Annotated in this window: 17 protein-coding genes; 5 read left to right on the top strand and 12 right to left on the bottom strand. The window is 64.8% G+C overall.

The features are described 5' to 3' along the window. Positions 1–70: 70 nt before the first annotated feature. The 11 genes from HV753_RS25175 to HV753_RS25125 all read right to left on the bottom strand — a co-directional run bounded on the left by HV753_RS25175 (position 71) and on the right by HV753_RS25125 (position 11,995). Positions 71–1,252, bottom strand: coding sequence for a hypothetical protein (locus HV753_RS25175; RefSeq protein ID WP_175177314.1), 1,182 nt, complete (start codon positions 1,250–1,252; stop codon positions 71–73). A 54-nt stretch (positions 1,253–1,306) separates the two neighbouring features. Continuing rightward, positions 1,307–2,236: a hypothetical protein gene (locus HV753_RS25170; protein WP_175177411.1), complete on the bottom strand. Its 930-nt coding sequence runs from the start codon at positions 2,234–2,236 to the stop codon at positions 1,307–1,309. A gap of 301 nt (positions 2,237–2,537) precedes the next feature. Continuing rightward, positions 2,538–3,443: a LysR family transcriptional regulator gene (locus tag HV753_RS25165; protein ID WP_175177313.1), complete on the bottom strand. Its 906-nt coding sequence runs from the start codon at positions 3,441–3,443 to the stop codon at positions 2,538–2,540. Between the two features lie 12 nt (positions 3,444–3,455). Next, positions 3,456–3,938, bottom strand: a complete 483-nt coding sequence (locus HV753_RS25160) for a YajQ family cyclic di-GMP-binding protein (protein ID WP_175177312.1) — start codon at positions 3,936–3,938, stop codon at positions 3,456–3,458. 85 nt (positions 3,939–4,023) lie between these two features. Beyond that, positions 4,024–4,812, bottom strand: a complete 789-nt coding sequence (locus HV753_RS25155; RefSeq protein WP_175177311.1) for a heme ABC transporter ATP-binding protein — start codon at positions 4,810–4,812, stop codon at positions 4,024–4,026. Next, the gene (locus tag HV753_RS25150; RefSeq protein WP_175177310.1) at positions 4,809–5,807 is read right to left on the bottom strand and encodes a FecCD family ABC transporter permease; all 999 of its coding nucleotides are present in this window, start codon (positions 5,805–5,807) and stop codon (positions 4,809–4,811) included. The genes HV753_RS25155 and HV753_RS25150 overlap by 4 nt, the downstream gene beginning before the upstream one ends. Further along, complete coding sequence (locus HV753_RS25145) at positions 5,791–6,624, bottom strand: heme/hemin ABC transporter substrate-binding protein (protein ID WP_175177309.1); 834 nt, start codon at positions 6,622–6,624, stop codon at positions 5,791–5,793. Before HV753_RS25145 ends, HV753_RS25150 begins: the two co-directional genes overlap by 17 nt. Before the next feature lie 10 nt (positions 6,625–6,634). Continuing rightward, positions 6,635–7,681: a hemin-degrading factor gene (locus HV753_RS25140; RefSeq protein WP_175177308.1), complete on the bottom strand. Its 1,047-nt coding sequence runs from the start codon at positions 7,679–7,681 to the stop codon at positions 6,635–6,637. Between the two features lie 79 nt (positions 7,682–7,760). Then, entirely contained in the window at positions 7,761–10,391 is a 2,631-nt protein-coding gene (locus HV753_RS25135) for a TonB-dependent receptor (protein ID WP_175177307.1), read from the bottom strand. Positions 10,392–10,505: 114 nt separating this feature from the next. Continuing rightward, positions 10,506–11,489 carry a FecR domain-containing protein gene (locus HV753_RS25130; protein ID WP_246288392.1) on the bottom strand — a complete coding sequence of 328 codons (984 nt, stop codon included), beginning with the start codon at positions 11,487–11,489 and terminating at the stop codon, positions 10,506–10,508. Further along, positions 11,486–11,995 (bottom strand): sigma-70 family RNA polymerase sigma factor, encoded by a 510-nt coding sequence (locus HV753_RS25125; RefSeq protein ID WP_281370987.1) that lies wholly within the window; start codon positions 11,993–11,995, stop codon positions 11,486–11,488. The genes HV753_RS25130 and HV753_RS25125 overlap by 4 nt, the downstream gene beginning before the upstream one ends. A gap of 155 nt (positions 11,996–12,150) precedes the next feature. On the opposite strand from HV753_RS25125, the gene HV753_RS25120 reads away from it, so the two are divergent. Then, positions 12,151–12,618 carry a CopD family protein gene (locus HV753_RS25120; protein WP_175177304.1) on the top strand — a complete coding sequence of 156 codons (468 nt, stop codon included), beginning with the start codon at positions 12,151–12,153 and terminating at the stop codon, positions 12,616–12,618. Positions 12,619–12,764: 146 nt separating this feature from the next. Continuing rightward, positions 12,765–13,625, top strand: coding sequence for a hypothetical protein (locus HV753_RS25115; RefSeq protein ID WP_175177303.1), 861 nt, complete (start codon positions 12,765–12,767; stop codon positions 13,623–13,625). Here HV753_RS25115 and HV753_RS25110 read toward each other — a convergent pair. Next, the gene (locus HV753_RS25110; RefSeq protein ID WP_175177302.1) at positions 13,622–14,578 is read right to left on the bottom strand and encodes a LysR family transcriptional regulator; all 957 of its coding nucleotides are present in this window, start codon (positions 14,576–14,578) and stop codon (positions 13,622–13,624) included. The genes HV753_RS25115 and HV753_RS25110 overlap by 4 nt on opposite strands. 155 nt (positions 14,579–14,733) lie before the next feature. Between HV753_RS25110 and HV753_RS25105 the strand changes: the two genes are divergently transcribed. From HV753_RS25105 to HV753_RS25095, 3 genes are read left to right on the top strand one after another with little or no spacing between them, the layout of a single operon-like run. Further along, a complete protein-coding gene (locus HV753_RS25105) occupies positions 14,734–15,759 on the top strand; it encodes a tripartite tricarboxylate transporter substrate binding protein (protein ID WP_175177301.1) in 1,026 nt (341 codons plus the stop codon). After that, a complete protein-coding gene (locus HV753_RS25100) occupies positions 15,759–16,739 on the top strand; it encodes an alpha/beta hydrolase (RefSeq protein WP_175177300.1) in 981 nt (326 codons plus the stop codon). The genes HV753_RS25105 and HV753_RS25100 overlap by 1 nt, the downstream gene beginning before the upstream one ends. A 54-nt stretch (positions 16,740–16,793) precedes the next feature. Then, positions 16,794–17,483, top strand: coding sequence for a helix-turn-helix transcriptional regulator (locus HV753_RS25095; protein ID WP_175177299.1), 690 nt, complete (start codon positions 16,794–16,796; stop codon positions 17,481–17,483). Positions 17,484–17,538: the final 55 nt, after the last annotated feature.

The raw sequence follows: 17,538 nt of genomic DNA, 5'->3' as shown, positions 1-17,538 counted from the left end.
AACCTGAGCGTTAAGCGCGAGCAATGCCCCCGGAGTTCGCTACGGGGGCATTTTTTTAAGCCGCGCCGAATTACAGCAAGGTGAACAGCAGCTTGGACAATGTGCTTTTCAACGGCCACTGGGTGGCAACGACCACCAGCAGCGGTACTGCGGCGGGAATGGCCACCTTGAACAGCACGCCCTTGTTGATCAGTACGGAACGCATCGCCTCCACGGCCTGGTAAAGCGTCTGTATGTCGGCCACCGGCCCAAGTTCCGGCGCGTCCAGCATGGGATAGTCCGGTATTTCCTGCTTCTGGATCCAGCGGGCATCCACCGCACGGCCATGTTGTGCAAGCAGCACGCCGTACTCCAACATGGCCAGCTTCTTATGACGCGCCAGTATCGGCGTGAAGACCATCAGCGGCGCCAGACCGACGATCACCAGCACAACGACGAGTGTCGCCATCTGCACATACAGCGAAGGCACCGGCACCTCGTGATAGAAAACGCCATGCGCCCAGGAGGCGGCGACCACGGCCGACACTGAAAAAATGAAAGGGCTGAAGACGATGGGAAAGCGGCTAAGAAACCCCAGGCCGCCCACCCTGTCGGGATGGGATGGCACCAGCCTGAGCGGCAAGCGCGCAATACGCAGCAGCACCACGCTGGCCAGCACCAGCCGCCACACCCAGGCCAGCAACAAGACCGAAAACAGCGGCCGCGTCACCAAAAGGAACCACCAAGCGGCGAACGACCTTGCCTCTCCCGCCGCTCCCGTCCATATCAATTCGTCGGGATTCGGGGAAATCCATACTGCCGCGGTCCACGCCAGCACCAGCCCCGCGATGATGATCCAGGGCAGCGAGGTGTTGCGCAGCTTGACGCTATCGGCGATGACTTGGCGAAAGCGTGGCGCCAGCGCTTCATCCACCAGACCCGTGCGCCAAAATTGATCCAGACACATCGGCACAATCCTGTGCGCGATGCCCTCCGCCAGCACCAGAACGGGAATCGCCACAAGACAGCGCACCTGTATGCCGAAGTGCCCCAGCAGCGGCTCCTGCACGCCATCCAGCAGCAAGGTGCCGTCAAACCAGGATGCCACCAGCAAAGGCAACCAGCTGATCAGGGCATACAGCACCGCACGCCGAACTACCCCGCTGCCGTTCGGCGGAATCAGACCAATTCGTTTCTGGATTCGGAAGAACCAATCATTGCGGACAAGGGAAAACAGCTCGATGTCCAACCTGGACGAACGATCTTCATTCATGTCTGTTCCGCCTATGAGGGACGGCCGCAGACGGCGCCGCCCACAAGTATGTGCCTAGAAACTGACCGCCAGCCCGACTGAGAAACCGGAAACGTTGTTGCCGAATACGTATCGTCCCACCAGGCGCGTGCGGGTGATGAAAACGTTATAGGCGCTGGAGTCCAGCTCAAGGCCCGCGCCCACCGTGGTCAAGCGATCAAAACCCAGGATGCCTTTCTGGTCTCCCAGAAACTCGGAGTGAGTCAGTTCCAGGACATACCGCAGCGGACGTTGCAGGGCGATCAACCCTGTTGGCGCACGATAACGGGTCCACAGATTCAGGGATTGCGCGGTAGCGTGACCGGTGACGGCATTTGAACTGGAAAAGCTCTGAAGCCGCATGTCTGAATACCGAAGCTCCACGTCGACTTCGTATTTTTCCCGATAGTGTTCGTAGTCGAGCATGATGGATCCGCCAAGCCCATAGGCGTTAAGCGACCCACGATCGAGAAAATCAATATCGGTGTCCGTCTTGCGGCCCACATACCAACTGGCTGCCCGCAAATCGCTGGTGACATTGCCAAGCGCGAAATTGAAGATGGGCCGCAGTTTCAATTCATCGGTCAATGCAAAGTCCCATCCAATGCCGCCCGTGGCCGATACGCTGGTCCACTTGGCGGGGATCCTTCTGGACTCCGCTCCATCCGAAGCGATAAATGCCGGGTCATAACGACTTGCCGCCAAGACGCCTTCCAGATAGATCGGGACCGATTTGCTGATGGTGTCTCCACCGCCCAGTTGGGTCATGCCGAACTCGGTGGAGCCGCTGGTGCCCGCTCCGGCACTGCCGATCGACAACGAACTGGTGGTGATGTCGGGAACAATCGAAAAAGACATGAGGGCCAGCACGCCATTGGCGCGCTTTTGCAGGTCTGGCTTTACCAATCGCAGACCATTTTGCGCCGCGACCGGCGCTACCAGGAAAACCAGCAGGACGCTCAGCATGCAAGCGGCGCCCTGTCGCCTTGACGGCAGACGAATGAACGTCGGGAAAACAATCCAGTCGATGATGCTCATGGATGACGCCCGTCAGAGGGAAGCCAATGCGGCGGCCGATTCGGCAAATCTGGATCTTTCTGCAATTCCTTGCGATGTCACGGTAGCAACCATACTGGGCTGCCTTCCGTTCAACACGCTTTTTTTGACTCAATGCATTATCTAGAGCGTATTCCGGCTTCGCTACTTGGTGTTAACCCGCATTCAATCCTATCTGCCGAACACTGCAAATTGATGTATTCGGCCCCCCTCACCACGTGCTCTCGGCCGCCTTCTGGAAATACCCCACCAGAAAATCCACGAATACGCGGACCTTGGCCGACAGGTGGTGCCTTTCTGGAAACACGGCGTAGATATCTGCTTGCGGCAGCGCGTAGTCTTCCAGCACGCGCACCAGCCGGCCGCTGCGCAGGTAGCGCGCCAAATCCCATTCCGCGCGTTGCAGGATGCCCAGGCCGGCCAGGCCCCAGGTCAGCGTCACTTCGCCGTCGTTACTGCTGAGATTGCCGCGCACTTTCACGGTTTCGCTGCGGCGACCCTTGGTGAAGCGCCAGAGCCCGTAGGCGGCTTCATTTTGCCGCAGCACGATGCATTGGTGGCGCGTCAGGTCATGTGGCGTGGCCGGTACGCCGTGCGCTTTCAGATAGGCGGGAGACGCGCAGACCAAGCGTCGGTTGGGTGCGATCTTGCGGGCGATCAGGCGGGTGTCGGGCAGGTCGCCAAAACGCACGGCAACGTCGAAGGCATCCTGCACGAAGTCGGCTGGGCTGTCGGTCAGCTGCAATTGCAGCGATACCTCGGGGTATTTCGCGGCGAATTCCGCGATGGCGGGCGCAATATAGCTGCGGCCAAAGCCCAATGGCGCGTTGACCTTCAACAGGCCGCGGGGGCTGGCCTGGCGGCTGGCGATCAACTGGTCCAGGTCTTCGATCTCGCCCAGGATGCGCCGGGCGCTTTCCAGGTAGACCTCGCCTTCGGCCGTCAGGCTCAGGCGCCGCGTGCTGCGGTTGAACAAGCGCACGCCCAGGCGCGCTTCAATCTGCGCCAGCCGCTTGCTGATGGCGGCCGGCGTGACATCCAGTTCCCGCGCCGCCGCCGACATGCCGCCGGCGCGCGCGAGTTCAACGACCAGTTGCAGTTCCGTTGAATGCCCCATGGGCTGGGAACATCAATCGCGGAAGTTCTCGAACTGCAAAGGCAGGTCGACGTCGGTCTTCTTCAGCAACGCAATGGCGGTTTGCAGATCATCGCGCTTCTTGCCGGTGATGCGCAGCTTGTCGCCGTTGATCTGGGATTCCACCTTGAGCTTGGCGTTCTTGATGGCGGCGATCAGCTTCTTGGCCACCGGCTGTTCGATGCCCTGCTTGATCGTGACCTTCTGGCGCGCGCCGCCCAGGTTTTCCAAGGGGTCGGCCACGTCCAGGCAGCGCACGTCGATGCCGCGAGCCGACAGACGGCCGCGCAAGATGTCCAGCATCTGCTTCAACTGGAACGCGCTGGAGGCGATCTGGGTCACGACGAAGCCGTCCAGTTCAAACTTGGCATCGGTACCCTTGAAGTCGAAACGGGTAACGAGTTCGCGGTTTGCCTGGTCGATGGCGTTGCTGAGTTCGTGTTTGTCGACTTCGGAGACGACGTCAAAAGTAGGCATGACACGGGTCCTATTGGATGAGAAGTGAAATTAAGCGAATACATGCGTATCGCCTATTTTACCGGCCCCACGGCCCGTGTCCCCATCACGTCGTCAGCACCAGCAACCGACCCGATTGCAGGGGATGCGGAATCACCTGTGCATCGATCCCGTAGGCCAGATACAGGTTGGCGGGTGTCAGCACCTGGGCGGGCGTGCCCCGCGCGATGCCGCACCCACCACTTAGCAGCAGCAGGCGATCGCACCAGCGCGCGGCCAGGTTCATGTCATGCAAGATCACCAGTACGCCAGTATCGCCCGTGTGCGCCAGTTCCCAGGCGCGGCGCAGCAGGTCACCCTGGTGTTTGGGGTCAAGGCTGGCGGTGGGTTCGTCCAGCAGCAGATAGCGGGCTTCGTCTGGCGCCCGCGCCGCGTGACACTGCACCAGCACCCGCGCGAACTGCACGCGCTGCTGTTCGCCGCCGGACAATTCAGGATAGCGGCGCCCGCCCAGATACGCCACGTCGGCCAGCTCCAGCGCCTGCGTGACCAGGGTGTCCACTTGGCTGGGCGGTAGTTCGGGAAACGGGTAGGCGCCCATGGCGACGACCTCGCGTACGTCCAGGTCGAAGGTCAGCCCCGGCTTTTGCGGCAGCACGGCGCGGCGGCGCGCTTGCTGCCGGTGTGGCATGGCGGCCAACGGGGTGTCGTCCAGGCGGACCTGGCCCGAGTCGGGCGCGAGTTCGGCGGCCAGCGCCCCCAGCAGGGTCGATTTGCCGGCGCCGTTGGCGCCCAGCAAGCCCACGACTTCGCCCGGGCGGACCTCAAGCGACACATCGGTCAGGATACGGGCGCCGCCACGGGAAAGCGTCAGGTTCTGTGCGGCAAGCATCATCCAATTCTCCTTCCGCGTGCCAGCAGCCACAGGAAGAACGGGCCACCCACCAGACCTGTCACCAGGCCGATCGGCAATTCCGCGGGGACGACCACGGTGCGGGCCGCCCAATCCGCCAGCACCAGCGCCAAGGCGCCCGCGAGGACGGTGGCAGGCAGCAGCCAGCGATGGTTGGCGCCCAAGGTCATGCGCACCAAGTGCGGCACGACTAGCCCGACAAAGACGATGGTGCCCGTGGCAGCGACCAGCGGGCCGACAATCAGCGCACTGGCCAGCACCAGCTTGGCCCGCACGCGCTTAAGGGCATAGCCCAGGTGCTGGGCCTCACGTTCGCCCAGCAACAAGGCGTTCATGACGCGCCATTGGGTAATCATCCACGCGCTGACCAGCAGGACCCAGGGGCCCAGGAACGCCAGCAGCTTCCAGCTGGCTCCGCCCAGGCTGCCCATGTTCCAGAAAGTCAGGTCGCGCAGTTGCGCGTCGGTGGCGATGAAGGTCAACATGCCGATCAGGCTGAATGCCATGGCGGTGATGGCCACCCCGGCCAAGAGCAGGCCGGCCACGCCCGGCACCCGCCGGCCCACCGCGTAGGCGCACAGCGTGGCCAGCAGGCTGCCGACGAACGCGGAGGGCGCCGTGACCCAGAACCCGCCCGACAGCAGCACAATGGCCGCCACCGCCCCCAGCGCGCCGCCCGCGGAGATGCCGATCAGGCCGGGTTCCGCCAACGGATTGCGGAACAAGGCCTGCATCGCCGCCCCCGATATCGCCAGCCCCGCCCCCGTCACCATCGCAAAAAGCACGCGCGGCAACCGGATGTCGATCAGCACGTTGCGCCACAAGGCGTTGTCGGGCGTGGAAGGCCCCCACAACAGGGACGGCAGTTCGCGCATGGGGATCGCCACCGCGCCATGGGCAATGGCGGCCAGCGCCGCCAACACCAACGCCGCGGTCAGCAAGCCCAATGCCCATGGCGCGCTAACGCGCCATGACATCGGCGACTTCCTTTTTCAGCTGGGTCAGTGCCAACGGCAGGCGCGGCCCCATGCCGAGGATCAGCAGGTCGTCCATCACGACCACCCGCCGCTTGGCTGCCGCTTGGGTGGACGCGATGCCCGGCAGGCGCAGGAAGGCATCCATGCCGCCGCCCGCGTCCAGCGAGGCCTGCGTCACCACGATCAGGTCGGGCGCCAGCGCACCGACCGCCTCGGCCGACAAAGGCTTGTAGCCCTGCTGGTCGTGCAGCACGTTGACCAGGCCGGCCAGATGCATGACTTCGTTGGCGGCCGTGTCCCGGCCCGCGCCTTGCGGCGATCCGGTTCGGTTGATCAGCAACAGTGCCCGCGCTTGCGTGGCGGGCAGGGCCTCGGCCCGGGCGAGTTCGCGCGTGACCTCGTCCACCATGCGTTCGCCGGCCGGCGCCACCCCAAGCGCGTCGGCCACGCTGCGGATGCGCGACTTCAGCGAATCCACCGACGGCGCGTCCGACACCGTGACCACCCGCACGCCGACGCTTGCCAGACGCTTGAGCGCATCCGGCGGCCCGGCCTGCTCTGACGCCAGCACCAGGTCCGGCTTCAAGGACAACACCCCTTCCACCGGCACGGCGCGGTAGTAGCCGACGCGGGGCAGCTTGGTGGCAGCCTCCGGATACAGGCTGGAAAGGTCATCCCCCACCAGCCTGTCACCCTGCCCCAGGCCGTAGACGATCTCCGTCACACTGCCCCCCAGGGTCACCACCCGGCTGGGTTCCGCGGCATGAACCCCTGCCGCCACGACCCAGCCCAACGCAATTGCCAACCACTTTTTCATCAAAGAGTCCTTAGACAGCCAAGGGCGCACCGCACAAGCCAACCATCAGTTCGCGCCAGCCAGTCAGTTCCGGCTTGCCCGGCTTGCGTTCGCCAAAGAATTGCACGATCAGATCGCCGGTGGCCGAATACACCTCCAGCGACGTCACCCAGCCGTCGGACGTGGGCTTGTTCACCACCCAGGCCGACGCGATGGCGGTGGTATCCAGGTGCAGGTTGAACTTGGGGTCCAACACGTTGTACCAGGGGCCGGTGCGGCGCAACTGCTGCACGGGGCCGGAGTGGATCTGGATCATGCCGCGGTTGCCCACAAAGCACATGATCGACAGGCCCGATTCCGCGGCGGATTGCAGCATGCGTTCAACGGATTCCGCCGGCACGGGCTGCGCCAGGTCTTCACCGGCGGCAGCCAGCGCGGCCAGTCGCGACACCTTGAACTTGCGCAGCAGCGGGAAGAATTCGTGCGTGTCCTTCATGCCCAGCCAGGCCTCGCGCCAGGCGGCCGCGTCTTCAACTTGTTCGGCATCGGTGGCGGGGGCATAGGCCTGGGTTTCCGGCCATTGCGATTCGCCCGCGAACTTGGCGATCAGGGCGTCGTAGGCAGCCGCGTCGGTGGCGTCGGTGCGGTAGACCTTGTGCACGGCCACGCCTGCGCCGTCGAAGAACTGAAGGCTGTGACGGCCATCCTGCTCAACGGCCCAGGCGGACTTCCAGGCGGTGAAGAACACGCGCAAATCGATGTCCGGCCCCAAGACCAGGCCCACCGGGCCGTCGGCCTGGATGTCCAGGTATGCGCCATGACGCTCGTGCACACACCAGTCGTTGCGGGTCAGCGCCATCACTTCGCCCAGCGTGCCCAGTTCGCGAAAGATGGCTTGCGGCGAGCCATGCAGCGCCGTTGCCTTCACGCCGCCACAGCCGGCGGCAACCCATTCCGCTTCAGACACGCCCAGTGTCTGGGCCAGGTTGCGAGCCCGCAAGCCGGGCTGCGATGCAGCCAGCGTTTCGTTGCGGGCGCGCAGCGCTTCCGCGCGGGTGGTGAAATCGGTATTCGTCATCGTAGGCCCTCCGGCCAGTGCCAAGCATTACGAAAAACCGCCGCCGGGCCCGCGGCAAGCGGGCGGCGGCGGGTCGAGATCAATACTGGTAGGTCAGCGACACGCGCACGCTGCGACCCGGTTCGGTGTACCAATCCACCGCGCGCGGCAGCACTTGAGAACCTGCGGTCGGCACGTTGATGGCCTCCCAGTACTTCTTGTCGAACAGGTTGAACACGCCAGCCTGCACTTGCAGCCCCTTCACCGCTGCGGGGCGCCAATAACCCATCAAGTCCACCACCCCGTAGCCCGGCGCCTGGAAGTCAGCATTGGGTGCTCCCGGCGCACCTTCGGGGTATTCAACCTTGTCGCGCTTCAGGGCGGTCGTCAGCATGGCGTCCACGCCCCATGCGTCGCGGCCATAGCCCACGCCGAGGATGCCCTTCAGCGGCGCAACCGAATTCAGGTACTGCCCCGTGCCTTCGTCCTTGCCTACGGCCCACGCCAGCGAGCCCCAGGTACGCCAGCCCGGCGCGAACTTCCAATGCGCGCTGGCCTCGGCACCGTAGATGCGGACCTTGGCGCGGTTCACGTTACCCGTGACGCCCAACGGGTACTGCCCCGTCCATCCGGGCTGCCACTGCGGCGAACTGGCGTTCAACGGCACATCGCCATCAATAAAGTTCTGATAACGATTATCAAACAACGATACCGCACCGCCCAGATCATCGGAACCCATCTTCGCGCCCAATTCCCAGCCCTTGCTGGTTTCGGGCTTCAAATAGGGATTGCCCACGCGCAGATAGGTTCCCGGGCCGCCGTAGTTGGTGTAGAGCTGCGTGGCGCTGGGGGCCTTGAAGCCGTAGGCGTACTGGGCGTAGACGCTCAGTTCGTCCATCGCTTTCCACGTGGTCAGCAACTTGGGCGAAAAACGGCTGCCGCTGTTGGACGACGGCAGGACGCCCGCGTTGGGATTGCTTTCGTAGCTGGCGGTGGCTTGCGGCTTTTGCTCGTAGTGGTCATAGCGCACGGCCGGCATGACCGTGTAGCGGCCGTCGGCGAAGCTGAATTCATCCTGCACCCACAAGGCCCATTGGTTGCCCTTGGATTGCGGTACATCGGCTTGGTTGGTGTGCAGCATGTCGCACGCACGCGGGCCGAATAGCGCGGGCGTGCCCGGACGCACCGTGGGGCAATTGTCGTAACCGGTGGAGTTCTGCTCGGTCTTGTTGCCATACCACTCGCCGCCCACCGTCCACAGCTGCGACACCGAGGCGCCGGCCAACCGCTTGGTCAGTTCGCCGTTCACGCCGAACAGCGTCTGCTGGATGGAATTGCTGCGGCCGTAGGGGCCACTGGGGAAGCCATAGCGGAAGGGATCGCCGGGGATGATGCCAGCGCGGCTATCCACGCTGCGCACGCCGTCCAGCGAGTTATCCAGACGCAGCCGCTGCCAATAGACCACGGCGGTGGCGGTGTCGATCAGGCTGCCCTCGCTGGGTGCCTTGTACGAATAATCGAAGGACACACGTTGGCGTTCGGTTTCTTTCTTGGTGCTGTTTTCGCCGTACAGATAGGACGTGCCGGCGCCCTGCTCGTACATGTTGTCGATATCGGCGCGGCGCTTGAAGTATTCGCCTGTCAGGCCGAAACGATGGCCGCCATCGACACGCTGCTGGAGCTTCATCAGGAAGCTCTGCTGGTCGTAGTCTTCGGGGCTGGGTTCGCTGCGCTTGGCGCCATAGCCACCCACGTCGCCGCGGTTGTCCAGGTCATGCCCATTGCGCACGCCCGCTTGCACCAGCCAGAACGTATTGCTGTGGATTTGCCCCGCCAATGCCGCATTGGCGCCCCAGCTGGTATCGGCGGAATCGTAATCGGTCTTGGCCAGCGCGCCGAAGGTCTTGCCGTCGGTCAGCAGGTCCGAAGGGTCCAGTGTGTACAGGTCGGCTATGCCGGAGATGGCGCCGGAACCGCCGCCGCTGGCGTCCGCGCCCCGCACGATATCCAGCCGCGACAGGCTGTTGAAGTCCACGGCTTCCAGGCCGCCCTTCACGCCGCGCGCGCCGTCATCCAGCCACGGCAGGCGAATGCCGTCCACGCGCGTCAGCACACGGTCTTGATCCAGGCCACGGATGTTGATGCTGTTGTTCGACCGGTTGAAGCCCACGCCCGCTTCGGCGCGCTTGCCCAGATCGGTCCAGTTCTTGATTTGAAGATCGTCCATGCGCTTGCGGTCGGTGCTGGTTTCCCACGCGGGCACCACGACGGCCCCCTCGCCTTCCACCTTGACCGGCGTCAGCTGCGTCACGCCGGGTTGTGGCGTGGCCAGCAGAACGAATACCCCTGCGCTGCGTTCCTGCACGGCAAGACCGCTGCCGGCCAGCAGCCGCGCGAAGCCGTCATTCACCGAGTACGTGCCGTCCAGCCCGCCCGTGCGGCGCTGCCCCACCAGCTTGGCATCGAACAGCACGGTCACGCCAGCGCTGTCGGCAAAGCGCGGCAGCACGTCGGCCAAGGCGCCTGCCGGAATGCGATAACTGCGCGCGGCCGGCTGGCCAGACGCTTGTGCGACGGCCTGCGCTTGCGCGGCGGCCATCGGCAGCATGGCGCCGGACACGGCGGCAAACGCCAGCGCGGCATGCACCGCGCAAGTCAGGCGGGTCAGCCGGACCTGCGCGTCCGGAGCGGTTCGAGAGCCGCTTGCGCGGCCGGCAGGGAAATAAACCATGGTCGTCCTTTCGATCCAACGGGTATCGGCATTTGTTTGCCTATACAGACCATGACCCTCGTGAATCGCGAATCGGACAGCTGGGGCGCCGGTATTTTGTAACAACGAAAAAAATCACGCCGCGGCTTGACGCGGCCCGATCGTCACCCAGTAGGGGCTGCGATAGCGCACCTCCACCGGCAAGGTCGCGGGCAACGCGGCCAGCACCGCGTCCGTGTCGTTCAACTGGAACGCGCCGGACAGGCGCAGGTGCGCGATGTCGGGATCGCAGCGCAGAATGCCCCGGCGATACCGCCCCAGCTCGGAAGCAAAAGCGTCCAGACGCAATTGATTGGCGTACAGCACGCCGCGCGTCCAATCACTGGCATGCGGATCGGCCGGCGATGGTTCGGACACGCCGTCATCGGTCAGCCGGCCTTGTTCGCCTGCCACCAGGCTTAGCATGCGTCCGGGATGCGCACCGCTGCTGACGCGCACCTGGCCTTCCTGCACGCTGATCTGGCATTGCGTGCCATCCTGGCGCACGCAAAAGCGCGATGGCATCGCCTCGATATCACCCAGCCTCGTGCGGATCACGAAAGGCCGGGAGTGCGGCAAGGCATCCGCCACGGCATGCACGGCGATCTCACCCGAACGCAGTCGCACCAGGCGCGTCGTGGCATCGAACGCGATGTCCACCGCGCTGGCGGTATTCAGATGCAGGGAGGACCCGTCGGCAAGCGTCACATCGCGCCGCTCGCCGGCGCCGCTGCGATAGTCGGCCGTCCAGTCCAGGGGATCGGCACGCCAGGCGGCCCATCCCAGGGGGCCCGCCACCATCAGCGCCACCAGCGCTTTCAAGGCCGCACGGCGCTGTTGCAGCTGGGGCCGGTTCAAGGTCGCCATGCCGAGTGCCGACGGGATCAGGCCGAAGCGTTCATTGACGCGCTGCGCGCGCTGCCAGGCGTATTCATGTTCCGCCTTGCTGGCGCGCCATTGGTCACAAGCGTGCACATCCGCGTCGGTCGCGCGGCCAGAACTCAGCCGCAGCAGCCAACGCGCGGCCTCACGCGCCACATTGCGGGCGACGGGGGGCAGCTCACCCGCCGGCTCGCTCACGTCACCGCCATGATGCATTGCTCGAAACCGCGAGCGATATAGCGATGCACCGTCCGCAGCGACACGTTCAGTCGCTCGGCGATTTCGCCGTGGCTCAACCCTTCCAACTGCGCCAACAGGAATGCCTGACGCGCAGCCAGAGGCAAGCCCGACAACATCTCGTCGATCTCTTGCAGCGTCTCCAGGATGATCAAGCGGTGTTCGGCCGATGGCGCCACGGCGTCCGGCATCAGGGCCAGCGCTTCCAGGTAGGCGTCCTCGACCGAGCGGCGGCGATGATGGTTCAGCAGCAGGCGCTTGGCGATCGTCGTCAGATACGCGCGCGGTTCGCGCAAGGCTTCCAATTCATGGCGATGGCGGAGCACCCGGACGAACGTATCTTGGGCCAAGTCGGCCGCATCGAAGGTATTGCCCAGTTTCGCGCGCAACCAGTTGTGCAGCCATCCATGATGAGTGCGATACAAAAGTTGGACGGCGTCGCCTGAAGCGAGCACAGGATTCGGCACGACGGCTCCCATAACGCTATGTACAAATAGAAATCAATCTCATTCTAAATGCAAAACCATGATCCGGGTCAAGTCCAAGCGAGATTCTGTTGCGGCGATATGATGGGGACAGACCGGGCCGCATCCTGCGGCCCTTCTCTTACAGGCTGCCCCCCATGTTCTATAGCGTCTTGAAGTTCATCCACGTGATCGCCGTGATCCTGTGGGTCGGCGGCATGCTGTTTGCGCACTGTTTCCTGCGGCCGGCGGCCGCGCAGTTGGAACCGCCGGTGCGCCTGAAGCTGATGGCGTCGGTGCTGGGCCCCTTCCTGAATGCCGTGCTGGTGGCCATCGTGGTGATCCTGCTGACCGGCATGTCGCTGATCGGGCAGGAAGCCAGCCGGGCCGTGCAAACGGGCGGCGCCTTCTTCATGCCGCTGGGCTGGACGCTGATGGCGGCGGGCGGCGTGGTGATGATGGCCATCTTCGGCCATATCCGGTTCGCGCTTTACAAGCGCCTGTCCGCCGCAGTGGCCGCGTCCGATTGGCCGAAGGGCGGCCAGGCCATGGCGGGCATCCGCCGCTGGGTCGGCGTGAATCTGGTGCTGGGCATTGCCATCGTGGCTGTCGTCTTTCTGGTCTAGCCGGATACCGGCCGCGCCCGCCACCTATCGGCCAGATGACGGCTGGTATCGGAATTCTTTTGACTGGTGCAATACCCCGTACATCCGCTGTGGCCACACTGCGGATGACTCTCGCGGGTCACGTCAACAACGATAAGGGATTCCCCATGATCAAACGTGCATTCCACCTGGCCGCTGTCGGCCTGTTCGCCACCTCGTTCGCCGCCCACGCTGCGGCCCCCATCGACAACAGCGCCCTGGACAAGCCGGAGTTCCGCGCCCACAAGGCCACCTACGGCGTGGTCTACCGCCTGCCGCAAGACGTCAATGCCGTACTGGACGCCAAGATCAACGGCACGCTCAAGCAAGACCTGCTGGCGCTGGGCCTGAAGACCGAGGCCGAAACACCCAACATGCCGCACGTCACCGTGGTCCACATCCACAGCGCCGACGCGGAAACACCTGCCCGCATGCTCAAGGCGCTGCCCAAGCCCCCCGCCCCGTTGCAGGTCACGCTGAAGACCTTCTACCCGACGGAAGCCGCCAAGGGCGCGGGCCACCCGTGGTGGTTGGACCTGGGCGTGGTCAAAAGCGGCCAGGGCTTTGAAGACATGATGCGCTACAACACCGTCGCCACCGCCGCGATGGCTCCCTTGCGCGACGGCCCGCTGCCGCGCGTGACGGGCCCGGTCTACGCCAAGATGAGCGACGCTGGCCGCGATCTGGTGAAGACGCTGGGCGTCAGCGGCGTCAACATCATGCAGGACGGCAAGGAAGTGCGCGCCCACAACCCGCACACCACGCTGGTCTACAGCATGGCCCTTTACGACACCCGCTTGCAGGACGCCATGAAGCAGGAGTCCGACAAGTTCAACGCCGTGCTGCCTGACGGCATCAACACCACGTTCAAGGACGTGTCCATCGTCGAGATCGGCTTTGCCGGCAACGTCGTCCGCGAGATCTATCGCGTCAGCCTGGAAGACGGCTCGGTCATCGACGTGGCCACGGGCAAGAAGATCGGCTCTTAAGCCGCCTCGGCTGCAAGAGCGCCCACGCGCTCTTGCAGCACCTGCCGGATCTGGTCGCGCAGCCACGCCTGTTGCGGCGACGTGTGCTGGCGCCGCGCCCACACCATCACGAACTCGATCTTGCGCAAGCGCGCGGGCAGTTCCAGCACCGCCAGCGGAAAATGCCGGCCATGCGCCTGCGCCACGCAGGCTGGCATGGTGGTGGCGTAGTCCGTATCAAGCAGCACATAGGGCGTGATGCCGAAGCCCGATAAGTACGCCGAGAACTCCAGGCGCGCGGCGTCCGGCTTCAAGGCCCGGTCAAAGTTGGTTTCCCGGCCATACATCTGCGCAAACGCGAACCACTTGATGGCGGACAGATCGGCCAGGGTCAAGGCTTTGCGGCCGGCCCAGGGATGCCGTGACGATACGACGCACACCCGCCGGTCGTGCAATAGCGTGTCGCGGTGAAATCGCGCGGGCACCTTGCCGAACAAGCCGATGGCGATGTCCAGCCGTTCGGCGTCCAGATCGTCTGGCACGAAATCCCCATGCACCGACTGGAAACGCAGCGTCAGGCCCGGCGCCAGACGATGCAAGCGCTCCAGCAAGGGCGCGGCCAGCAGAATCTCGCTATGCGCGCCGGTTCCGATGTTGACCACGCCGCTGGCCCGCGCGGGATCGAAGGCCTCGGGCGGACGCAGCACGGATTCAATCTGCGCCAGCGCGTCGTGTACCGTCGCATGCAGTTCCAGCGCCCGCTCAGTCGGGATGAAGCGCCCTTTCACCACCACCAGCAGCGGGTCTTCCAGCCGGTGGCGCAAGCGTGCCAGATCGCGGCTGATGGCGGGCTGGGTCTTGTGCAGCAAGGCCGAACTGGCCGTGGCGCTGCGCGTGCGCATCAGGACATCGAACGTCAATAGCAGGTTCATGTCCAGCCGGCGCAGATGGGGCAGGGGTTGGGTGTCGCTCATTCCCGCATGCTATGCGTGAAACGCATGTATTTAAAGTGCTATATCGATATTGATATAGCCTGCTTGCATTTCCGGCATTGGGCAGCGCGGCCGGGCTTGGCTACAGTCGCCGCCAGATCGGGCATTTTGCACCCGACACGCAGGAGACTTTCCCAATGGGCCCTCTACGCCTGATCGCCGCGCGTTGGCGCGCGGCCTCCCCCCGCCATTGGGTGCTTGCCGCCCGCTTCGCGCTGACCGGCGCGGCCTTGGTGCTGGGCGCCGCCCCGCCAGCCGCCGCCGCTGACTTTCCGGCCCGGCCGATCACGCTGGTGGTGCCGTTCCCCGCCGGTGGCACGCCGGACATCCTGGCGCGCATCCTGAGCGAAAACCTGGCCAAGCGCCTGGGGCAGCCCCTGATCGTGGAGAACCGCGCGGGCGCCGGTGGCAACATCGGCGCGCAGGCCGTGGCGCGCGCCGCGCCAGACGGCTATACGCTGCTGATGTGCGCGTTCGGCTGCACCGTGGCGCCTTCGCTCTATCAACCTGCGCCGTACGACATCGTCAAGGATTTCGAGCCCGTCGCCATGATTGGCACCGTGCCCAGCGTGCTGGTCGTGAACCCCAACGTGCCCGCCAAAACGCTGCCTGAATTACTGGCCTATGCCCGTGCCAACCCCGGCAAGCTGAATTCGGCCTCGTCCGGCGTGGGCGGCTCAGCCCATCTGGCCACTGAACTGCTCAAGCAGCGTGCCGGCATCGACCTGGCGCATATTCCCTACAAGGGCGCGGGACAAGTTGCCGCCGACCTGCTGGGCGGGCAGGTGGACATGTATTTCGACAACCTGCCGGCGTCGCTGGCGAACATCCGCGCGGGCAAGCTGCGTGCGTTGGCCGTGGCCAGCAGCAAGCGCGCACCCGCGATTCCGGACGTGCCGACCTTCGCGGAAAGCGGTGTTCCTGATTTCCTGATCACCCCTTGGTTCGGCGTCATGGCCCCGGCCCGCACGCCCGACGCCACGCTGGCCACCCTGCACGATGCATTCACCAGTGCGCTGACCGCGCCCGAAGTCGCCGCCAAGATGCGCGAACTGGGCGTGGAAACCGCCGCCGGGTCGCGCCAGGCGCTGGGCGATTTCGTCCTTGCCGAAACCGCCCGCTGGAAGGACGTCATCCAGGCCAACCACATCAAGGCAGAGTGATGGCGGCGGACGCCACGCAAGGCACGCGCCAAGCAGACGGGCTGGCGCCCATCCGTCTGCGCGACATGGGCTCGTTCCACGTCGGCGGTCACGACGTGCGGCTGTCGGGCCTGCCGTCGCGCCAGGTCGTCATGGCGGAAGGCGGCCAGCCGGTCGCGCTCGACCCGAACGGCACCTATCGCGTTGAACAGATGTATGCGCAGTACTTCCTGTCAGAACCCGCCAGCGGCCGGCCGCCCTTGGCCTTCTGGCATGGCGGCGGCATGACGGGCGCCGCCTGGGAAACCACGCCGGATGGGCGTGAGGGATGGCTGAACGCCTTTTTGCGACGCGGTTGGGACGCCTATTTGTGCGACGCAGTAGAACGCGGCCGCTCGGGTTATGCCCTGGTGCCCGAAATCTGGCCCGCCGCCCCAATCGTGCAAACGCGCGAAGACTGCTACACCCGCTTCCGCATCGGCCAGCCCGGCACGCGCCCGGGGCCGGACAGCGCCTATCCGAACACGCAGTTCCCGGTGGACGCTTTCGACCGGCTGGCCGCCCAGATGGTGCCGCGCTGGGTTCACACCGACGCAGCCATCCTGCGGGGCTATCTGGCCTTGCTGGAACACGTCGGGCGCATGATCGTTGTCTGCCACTCGCAAGCGGGCGTCTTCGGCATCCGTGCGGCGCTGGCCCAGCCCGACCGCGTGTGCGCCGTCGTGGCCTTGGAGCCCGCCAGCATCCCCCTGCTTGCGCCCGACGCCGATTACCGCACGCCCACGCTGATCGTGATGGGCGACAACATGGATACCGACCCGCGCTGGCCGCACATGCGCGAGCGGATACGGCAATTCGCGCAGCGCTACCCCTGCGTCACCGTGCTGTCGCTGCCGGACGTGGGCATCGCCGGCAATTCCCACATGCTGATGATGGACCGCAACAGCCTGGACCTGGCGGCGCGCGTGCACGACTGGCTGATCGGCCTGCCGTTCGAGTGAACGCTTGCTGCCATTTCATGGCAGCATTACGCCATTCAACGCCTCCACCCCGCCATGTCCCGCACTGAACGACTGCTGGAATTGCTCCAGACCCTGCGCCGCCACCGCCTGCCCGTCAGCGGGCATCGGTTGGCCGATGAAATGGGCATCAGCCTGCGCACGCTCTACCGGGACATTGCAACGCTGCAATGCCAGGGCGCCGAGATCGAGGGCGAGCCCGGGGTGGGCTATGTGCTGCGCCCCGGCTTCATGCTGCCGCCCCTGATGTTCAGCACCGAGGAAATCGAAGCCCTGGTGCTGGGCACCCGCTGGGTGGCCGGCCGCTCGGACGAACGGCTGGGCCTGGCCGCAAGCAACGCGCTGGCCAAGATTGGCGCCGTGCTGCCGCAGGAACTGCGCGACGAGCTGGACGCCATCCCGCTTCTGGTCGGCCCCACTACGTTCCCAGTCATCGACCGGGTCGACGTGGCCTTGATCCGCCAGGCAATCCGCACCGAGCACAAGCTGGAAATCCACTACCGCGACGACAAGGGATCGGATTCCGCCCGCGTGGTCTGGCCCTTTGCGCTAGGGTTTTTCGACAGCGTGCGCCTGGTCATGGCGTGGTGCGAACTACGCCAGGATTTCCGGCATTTCCGCACCGATCGCATCGCCACCCTGACCCTGGGTGACCGCTACCCGAGACGGCGGCACGCCTTGCTGAAGGATTGGCGCGCGATCAACCACGAACCGAAGAAATGCTGATTCAGACTACTGCCAAAAACTGACAGTACCCCTGCCTACCATGAGCGCATCAACC

Source organism: Achromobacter pestifer, assembly GCF_902859625.1.
Classification (GTDB): domain Bacteria; phylum Pseudomonadota; class Gammaproteobacteria; order Burkholderiales; family Burkholderiaceae_B; genus Achromobacter; species Achromobacter pestifer.
Note: the sequence above shows the minus strand (reverse complement) of the source record. Positions and strands in the feature narration are given on the sequence as shown.